The organism is Lacticaseibacillus mingshuiensis (assembly GCF_016861785.1).
Taxonomy (GTDB): Bacteria; Bacillota; Bacilli; order Lactobacillales; family Lactobacillaceae; genus Lacticaseibacillus; species Lacticaseibacillus mingshuiensis.
Genome location: NZ_BOLS01000033.1, coordinates 1 through 6,714, shown reverse-complemented (window position 1 = coordinate 6,714; position 6,714 = coordinate 1). Strand labels below are relative to the sequence as shown.

Below are 6,714 nucleotides of genomic sequence, written 5' to 3'. Positions count from 1 at the left end.
TGAAACACCAAAGCAGCGCAGTCCCGTGTGAATCGTGGGATTGCGCTGCTTTTTTGAAATTCTATGAATAATCCAGGTTTACCATTTTCGTGCGCAATTCATCGGGAGAACAGCTTACTGTCACGTTTTTAAGTGCTCGATCAATCGAACGACATTTTGCGCTGATCGGGTAGGTTCGCAAAACATCGATTGCTAGGGTCTAGATGACTCTCCATTAGTTCGATGGCTAGAAAACCTCATCCGGATGTATATACCTCTCCCGTCGTGAGATTCTTATTCATTCCTCCCCTGCCTTCAGTTACCCATTATTCTTTTGTATCTATTATATTTAAACGGGTTTCCAGATCCACTGGAAGCTCGGGGTTCTCAGAAGACGCAAAAAAGCGTTCCGTCAATTGTGCACGGAACGCTTTTTCATTAGAGAGAGTTGCGGTTATGGATTACGCACGCTTGCGGCGATCGCCAGCAAAACCGAACAGTGCGCCGATCACAGCAACCACGCCAACGCCTGCAAGGGCAACATTGTTGTCATCGCCGGTCGTTGGGAGCGTTGCGGCCTTGGCCTTCGGTGCAGCAGGGGTCTGCTTAGCAGCCTTTGCAGCAGGTGTCTTGGCAGTCGCAACGGTCTTGCCACCCTTATCGCCAGTATCGCTGGTGTTGCCGCCTTTGTTGCTGTCGGTGTTGGTGTCGCCCTTACCATTGTCCTTGTCAGGACCTGCTCTGCCGCCTATCGTAGCATTCCGTCCGCGTCGTTCAGCATCTTCACCACTTCCGCAGTCTCTGCCCTCTAGCGTCCAGCCAACTTCAGCCGAATTTTTCCCTCACCCGCACGCTTGTTATTCCCACGAGAACGGCTTGCCCGGGTTCGAGATGCGGCGCTCGGCTAGTGGGAGGCGGAGGTGGTTGAATTCGTAGACGAGGTTGTCGGCGTGGTCGATCATCCATTGCTGCATGGCGAGGCGCAGGCTGTGCAGGGCGGTCTGGTAGCCTGGGGCGTCGATCAGGTTGGTGCGCTCGTGCGGATCATTTTTCAGATCGTACAGCTCGTCGATGTCGCCTGAGTTGAAGACGTACTTCATGTGGCCCTTCCGCAGCATGCGTTGGGAGAACAGCTCGGAGCCGATGCCGGAGCATTCGACGACCGCGGTGTCCGGCCAGGCGACGGGCTTGTCCTCGATCAACGGGCGCATGGACTGGCCGTCGCGGTCGCGGTTGGCCGCCGGGGCCCCGGTGTAGTCCAGAATAGTGGAAAATAGGTCCGCGTTGGTCACCAGTTGCGGACGCCGGCTGGCCGAGGTCTGCTGAGGCAACTTGTAGCTCAGCGGAATTGAGCAGGTCTCTTCGTACATGAAGATGGCCTTGTCGAAGAGCCCGCCGTGAATGCCGAGGCTCTCGCCATGGTCGCTGGAAAAAACGATCAGGGTATCATCGTATAAATTGTTTTGTTTGAGCCACGTGATCAGCCGGCCGATCTGGTAGTCGATGTGCGTGATCTCCGCGTAATAATGCTTGATGATCGGCACCAGGTCCTCCCAGGTGTCGATGTTGCCACGCTTGAGGTCGTGGATGCGTGGCTTTTGCGTGCCCGGCGTGTCCTGCCAATTCGGCCACTCGGGAATATCGATATCATCATATTTGTGTAAAAATTCGCTCGGCACGAAATATGGCTCATGGGGGCCCCAGAAATTAAGCTGGAAATACCATGGCTTGCCTTCGTCCTGGAAATTCTTGAGGTAATGCTCGGTGCGGTCGATCAAGAACTGATCCACCGAGGTGTCGACGCCGCTGGTGATCTGGCCGGCTTGATGGCCTTCGTAATAGCCGCGCAAAATGTGCTCGATCGTCACCGACTTGCCCTGGTCCGCCAGCCACTGCTTGTATTCCGGAAAACCGAAGCCGCCAAAGCCGTGGCCCGGAAAATCATCCCCGGTATAACCGATCGTGGTCGGCACGGAATCAAAATTCTTGTCGAACTCGGCGAAATGAATGTTGCCCATATAATGTTTGAGATATTCATCATGCTGCACGGCATAAACACCCGAGCCCAGATGCCACTTGCCCGTGTAGCCGGTCAGGTACCCCTGCCCCGCCAACTGATGCGGCAGGAGGTCCGGAGTGTTCGGCAATTCCTGGACCATATTGCCATAATTATATGAGTTCGTCAGCATGCCGTGATGCATCGGATACAGCCCGGTCTGCAGGGTTGCCCGCGCCGGCGCGCAAATGGGGCAAGTCGTGTAGGCATTTTCAAATGTCACCGACTGCGCCATCAATGCGTCGATATTCGGCGTCACGCACACATGGGCCGGGTCATACGCCGCCAGCGTATCTTTACGCTGCTGGTCGGTTAGAATAAACAAAATATTCGGCTGTTTTGCCATCATGCCCTCCTAAATAATAAACGGACTTTCGCCGCGGCCGCACCGCATTATGATCCAATCGCCACCATTGTTTGGAGGATGCGGCGATTTTCTCAGATGCGGTCCGGCCGCGGAAAAAGTCCGCAGTGTCGGTCAGCACTGTCTTGTGCCGAACCGGTGAAACAGTGAGTGCTCTGAACGAGTCGGCGGGTGGCGCGGTTCGCCCCGCAAATCGGGACAGCCCACCTCGCCCCAAATGCAGCGACAGCCGACTCGCCTTCGCCTCCGTGCCGCCTTAATCCAACTTCGGAATCGGGCGCAGCGAGAAGTCGATCAGAATTGGGAAGTGGTCGGAGGGCCAGGCGCCGTTGATCGGCGTGGTCTCGACGATGTAGCGCGTGACGCTCACGGCTTTGACGAAGAAGAAGTCCAGCTGAAGGACCTGCTGATCGGCATGCACCACGAATGGGTCCTCGACATTGTCCTGCCAGGTGCCACCGAACTCATCCTTGTGAATCGGCGCAAGCAGCCGCGCATCGTCCAGCGTCTGCGCCATTTCCAGATACGCCGGGTCATTTTCCGTGGTGTTGAAATCGCCCGTCAAGATCAGGGGCAGCTCCTCGGAAAAGACATCCAGGAAATTATTGTTCAAGAAGGCCAGGATCTCTTGGACCCCGAATAACCGGGCGGCGCCGCTTTGATCGTCCAGATGCGTCGCGACGATCAGGAATTGCTGGCCGGTCGCATTGTGCTGGAGCTTGACCCACTGGAACTCGCGAATCGAGCCGGCCCCTGGATACTTGCTTGGCAGGTCAGGCGTGCTGGATAGCCATTTATGCCCCTCAAGAAGAGGCGTGAACTGATCCTTTTTGAAAAAGACGATAGTGGCTTCGCCCTCATCGATGCCGTTGTCGCGCGGCACGCCGAAGCAGTCGTAGTCCTCAAAGGCGTCCTGCAGATCGACGAACTGGTGCGGCAGGGCCTCTTCGATGGTGAAGAGGTCGGGCTTCCAGTTCGCGATGGTGTGGATGACGTCGGCGCGGCGGACGTCCCATGTGCGCGGAGCGTCGGCCATGTTGTCATAGCGGATGTTGAATTGAAGTGCGCGCATCAGATCTTCTCCTCTCGGCTCCAGAAGAGCTTGCCCTGTGAGAAATCAAGATCGCCGAGCGTGGCGGCCAGATCGCGCATCTGATGGCGCAGGTCGTCCAGCGTCTCGCGATATTCCGGCGCAAAGGCCAGGTTGGTGATCTCGTATGGATCCTTGTGGCGGTCAAACAGCTGGGTGTGCGAGCCGTCCGCGGTCCGATATTCAATCAATTTATAATCCTTATTCACGACGCCGCGAATCTTGCTCGTGAATTGCAAAAATAGGGTGTCGCGGCCGTCATCTTGGCCGTTGATCTGCGGCAGTAGCGAATGCCCAACAATGCCAGCTGGCACCGCTGCGCCGGTGTAATCCAGAATCGTCGGCATGATGTCCAGCAGCAGTGCCTTCCCTGCGACCCGGTGATCCTTTGGAATGCCGGGGCCTGCCATGATCAGCGGCACCCTGATCGACGCGTCGTAGAGGTTCTGTTTGCCCATCAGGCCGTGCTGACCAAGGGAAAGCCCGTTGTCGCCGGTAAAGATGATCAAGGTATCGTCCAGCCGGCCCTCTTTTTCCAGTGTATCGAGAATGTCCCCGACGCGGCTGTCGATATGGGAGATCATCGCGTAATAATCGGCGATCTGCTGCTTGACGACTTTCGGGTCGCGCGGATAGGCCACGAGCTGCTCGTCGCGCTCGCCGCGGATGTCGTAGCGGAACGGGTGCAGCGGCATGAAGTTCGGCGGCAGGTCGATATTTTCCGGGTTATACATGTGCTTGAACTTCTCCGGCATCGTCCGCGGATCATGCGGCGCCAGAAACGCCCCATAAATAAAGAACGGCTTCTCCTCGGTGTCGAGATGTTCGATCGTCTCGATCACTTTGTCGGCGAACAGGTCCGTGGAATGCACGCCCACATTGATTTTTTCCGCTGGCAACTCGATGGTCCGGTTGCTGGAAAATGGATCCTGGGTGAAGTGGCGCAGATGATCGTATTTGCCGCTTGGGTCATAGCTATTGACCGGGACATTCCAGTGGTCCCACATGCCGCCGAAGAAAATATCGTCGCCGTCTGTGAAGCTGCGGGCGAAGCTGCGCGTGCCGTTGTGCCATTTGCCGATGCCAAACGTGTTGTAACCGGCGTCCTTGAGCTGTTCGCCCAGCAGCGCCTGGTCGTCGGGAATACTTTCGCCAAAATTCTCCCAGCTGGTCAGGTAGCGACTGGTGTTGATCATCGCGCGCGATGGCATGCACACTGCGCCACTGGTGCCGCCGGGAATGAAGGCCTCGGTGAAGCTCGAGCCCATTTTCACCAGCCGATCGAGGTTCGGGGTCTTGATCTGCGGGTTGCCCAAGGCCGCGATGGTATCAAACCGCTGATCATCCGCGATCAGCAGCAACACATTCTTCTTTTTCTCTGCCAAAAAGATCACTCCTCCATGCCCGCCTGCGCGGGGCTGACTGTGATTGCTTTCCTGTCTAGTATGACCGGCCGGCCGCCAAGTGGAAACGGTTTCTCGGGGAAAGTTGGTATCCCGCGATATGACAAATGGCGCCGGGGTCTACTTAATAGATACGCAAGATGCGGGGACAAGGACGGGCGGTGGGGGGCGATTGCTCGGGTGGCCGGCGGTGGCGGGAACCGATTTGTTCGCAGGGGCCGTTCTGCGGGTCTGCAGGGTTAGCGATTGGCGTGGTTTGGCAACTGCAGTGTCGTGCGACTTGTTCTATTCGCCATAAGGGTGCCGCATTGATGCGAAATCGTCAAACATTTCGTCTCGTGAAAAAACCAGCTGATGTCAAATAATTCTCGGCGACAACGAGCTTGGTTATTTATACGGCGTTTAGCTGTTTTAATACAAGGAAATATTTTTCAATGTCCGTTCTTTTAAAGAGCAATTCTCTGGTATACTAATTCTACACAGTATAGCGGTGGTCCCTCAGAAGGAGATGATGCCAATGCAGTGAATCATTCTGCACGCGCTGAAGTCTTTGAGAAAGGAGGATCTTTGTCCCTGTGGCCCATTCGGTCATAGAGACTCTCGCATTCGCGCTTATCCTAGCGTACCTGCTTCGGCAGTTGCTAGGAGAATGCCTAGGGGTGGTGGTTTTATTGGCCGCCTGCGTTCAGGCATTGCGCGCTCTTGCGAGAGTATTGCGAGTCAAATAACTCGTTGTACACAAAAAGCCGCTCATCTTTCCAAAGGGTAGCGGCTTTTTGTCGTAACAACTTATGGGATCACCATACTGTCAGAGAGCTTGCTCTCGGAGGCGCGGGGCTGAACCGCGCTCTTTTTGTATGGTCATCTTCTCTATAATTAGATTAACATGGACGCTCGCGATTGTCACCAGTCTGTCGACACAATCCGTCTGTTCACATCATTACGTACCTGCTGCGGTAGCTGCTAGGTGAATGCCTAGTGGTGGTGGTTTTACTGGCCGCCTGCATTCAGGCATGGCGTGCTCTTGCGAGAGCTTGTCGAGCCAAACAGCTTACCGTACACAAAAAGCCGCTCAGTCTTTCCATGCGGCTTTTTGTCGTAATATCTAATGGGATCACCATACTGTCAGAGAGCTTGCTCTCGAAGGCGCGGTTCGCAGCCGCGCTCTTTTTATCTCTTGTCGCATGGCCATCATCTCTATAATCAGAGTAACATGGCCGATTGCAATTGTCACCTGGATGTGAGAGATCTAACCGCTGAAATTTGAGCCATCAAGCATGTTCAAAAATAATTCACGAATTGCATAGAAAGGTTATTTATATTTTGGTTCTTCCTGTAAATACAATGAGATATTTTTTCTTGATGTTCTTTTAATCTTGGGATTTCTGGTATACTGAGTCTACACAGTATAGCGGTGGTCCCTCAGAAGGAGATGATGCCGATGCAGTGACTCATTCTGCACGCGCTGAAGTCTTTGAGAAAGGAGGATCTTTGTCCCTGTGGCCCATTCGGTCATAGAGACTCTCGCATTCGCGCTTATTCTGACGTATCTGCTTCGGCAGTTGCTAGGAGAATGCCTAGGGGTGGTGGTCTTACTGGCCGCCTGCATTCAGGCATGGCGCGCTCTTGCGAGAGTATTGCGAGTCAAATGACTCTACATACACAAAAAGCCGCACAGTCTTTGCGATAATCCCTTTGTGGTTGTCAGATGAAATACAATAATTCATCTGGTAATCATGGAGGGATTTTTGTATGCCCAGATCAAAGCACACAGCCGAGGAGAAGCTTGCCATACTAAATGAATACCAACAGTCAGGTCTTC

The 6,714-nt window shown here is 54.5% G+C and carries 4 protein-coding genes; all 4 read right to left on the bottom strand.

Annotated features, from left to right (window positions below; genetic code table 11):
• Positions 1-440: 440 nt before the first annotated feature.
• Complete coding sequence (locus tag JUE67_RS12920; RefSeq protein WP_203628630.1) at positions 441-731, bottom strand: LPXTG cell wall anchor domain-containing protein; 291 nt, start codon at positions 729-731, stop codon at positions 441-443.
• A gap of 105 nt (positions 732-836) precedes the next feature.
• Positions 837-2,381 carry a sulfatase-like hydrolase/transferase gene (locus tag JUE67_RS12325; RefSeq protein ID WP_203628629.1) on the bottom strand — a complete coding sequence of 515 codons (1,545 nt, stop codon included), beginning with the start codon at positions 2,379-2,381 and terminating at the stop codon, positions 837-839.
• Positions 2,382-2,655: 274 nt separating this feature from the next.
• A complete protein-coding gene (locus JUE67_RS12320) occupies positions 2,656-3,471 on the bottom strand; it encodes an endonuclease/exonuclease/phosphatase family protein (RefSeq protein WP_203628628.1) in 816 nt (271 codons plus the stop codon).
• Complete coding sequence (locus JUE67_RS12315) at positions 3,471-4,874, bottom strand: sulfatase family protein (RefSeq protein WP_203628627.1); 1,404 nt, start codon at positions 4,872-4,874, stop codon at positions 3,471-3,473. Before JUE67_RS12315 ends, JUE67_RS12320 begins: the two co-directional genes overlap by 1 nt.
• Positions 4,875-6,714 lie beyond the last annotated feature (1,840 nt).

What these genes read in the sequence shown, in the direction of transcription:
- JUE67_RS12325 (WP_203628629.1), bottom strand. Translation starts at nt 2,381, where the DNA reads ATGGCAAAACAGCCGAATATTTTGTTTATTCTAACCGACCAGCAGCGT.
- JUE67_RS12320 (WP_203628628.1), bottom strand. Translation starts at nt 3,471, where the DNA reads ATGCGCGCACTTCAATTCAACATCCGCTATGACAACATGGCCGACGCT.